Origin of the sequence: Actinoplanes utahensis (genome assembly GCF_016862455.1) — a bacterium.
Classification (GTDB): Bacteria; Actinomycetota; Actinomycetes; order Mycobacteriales; family Micromonosporaceae; genus Actinoplanes; species Actinoplanes utahensis.
The window spans coordinates 1-1809 of sequence record NZ_BOMZ01000137.1 but is presented as its reverse complement, the minus strand read 5'-3'; the positions used below and the strand labels follow the sequence as shown (position 1 = coordinate 1809).

1 protein-coding gene is annotated in these 1809 nt (G+C 67.9%); it reads left to right on the top strand.

The features are described 5' to 3' along the window. Positions 1 to 68: 68 nt before the first annotated feature. Complete coding sequence (locus Aut01nite_RS43000; RefSeq protein WP_043530832.1) at positions 69 to 1787, top strand: IS1182 family transposase; 1719 nt, start codon at positions 69 to 71, stop codon at positions 1785 to 1787. The last annotated feature ends 22 nt before the right edge of the window (positions 1788 to 1809 follow it).

Here is a 1809-nt window from a genome sequence, read left to right as displayed (position 1 = left end):
GCTGACCCTGCTGGCTTATTTGTTGGTGGCGGCCGCACCTTCTGGGGTATCGATAGAGTTGGTTGGTTATGTCGATGCGACCAAGGCCGTGGCCTGAGGTTCCGGAACTGACCGCTCGGATGGCGCGGGCGGCGGTTCGGAAGGGGAATCTGGCGACCCGGATTCGTGATGAGCTGGGTCAGGTGTACGAGGATGCCCGGTTCACCGAGGCGTTCGGGGTGCGTGGCCGGCCGGGGATCTCTCCGGCCCAGTTGATGATCGTCAGTGTGTTGCAGTTCGCCGAGGATCTGACCGATCGACAGGCCGCCGAGGCGGTCCGGGACCGGATCACCTGGAAGTACGCTCTCGGTCTGGAACTCGACGATCCGGGGTTCGATGCGAGCGTGCTCAGCGAGTTCCGGGCCCGGCTGGTCGACGGTGATCTGACCCGTCTGGCCTTGGATGCCCTGCTCCAGCGTCTGGCCGAGCTGAAACTGGTCAAGGCCAACGGCCGGCAGCGCACCGATTCCACCCACGTCCTGGCGGCGATCCGGGGACTCCACCGTCTCGAACTGGCCGGGGAGACCGTCCGCGCCGCGTTGGAGGCGTTGTCCGCAGCGGCGCCGGACTGGCTGGCCACGGTGATCGACAGCTCGTGGGTCGACGTCTACGGCCAGCGCGTGGACAACCTGCGCCTGCCCACGAGCAAGACCCGACGCGACGAGCTGATGATCCGGTACGGCCGGGACGGCTACCACCTCCTCGATGCCGTGCACCACCCGGGCGCCCCGCCCTGGCTGGTCCAGATCCCCGCCGTTCAGGCGTTACGCCTGATCTGGATCCAGCAGTTCCACCTCGACATCGACGGCGCCGGCAGGCGGGAGGTGCGACGGCGGGACCCCGCCCCGAACGGGGACGGCGTCCCGCCGGTCAGAGACAAGATCTGCTCCCCCTACGACCTGCACGCCCGCTACGCCATCAAACGCGACACCCGCTGGCGCGGCTACAAAGTCCACTTCACCGAGACCTGCGACCCACCCGAACCCGCGACCAGCGGCAGTGACCACGATCCACGACGCGGAGACCACCCGAACCTGATCACGAACGTGGCGACCACCACCGCAGCCGTCGCGGACACCACGATGACCACCCCCATCCACCAGCACCTCACCGGCAAGGGCCTGACCCCCGCCGAGCACCTGGTCGACTCCGGCTACCCGTCCGCGCAACTCATCGTGACCGCCGCCCGCGACCACGGCATCACCCTGATCACACCCCTGCCGGCCGACAACTCGGCCCAGGCCCGCGCCGGCCACGGCTACGACAGAAGCGCGTTCACCGTCGACTTCGACACCCGCCACAGCACCTGCCCACAAGGCCACACCAGCAGCAGCTGGACACCCACACGAACCCGCGGCACCGACACGATCATCGTCGCCTGGCCCCTCACCGCCTGCCGCCCCTGCCCCGTTCGCGAACTCTGCACCACCGGTGACCGCCGCAAGATCGGCCTACCACCCCGCGACACCCACGAAGCCCTCACCACCGCCCGCACCCTGCAGAAAACCAGTGACTGGAAAACCCGCTACCGAACCCGCGCCGGTATCGAAGGCACCATCCGCCAAGCCACCCACGTCACCGGCATCCGCACCGCCCGCTACCGCGGACTGCCCAAAACCAGCCTCGAACACAACATCGCCGCCACCGCCATCAACATCATCCGACTCGACCACTACTGGACCGGCCAACCCCTCGACCGCACCCGCACCACCCACCTCCAACGCCTCGACTTCACCCTCGCCGCCTGAACCAAATAAGCCAGCAGGGTCA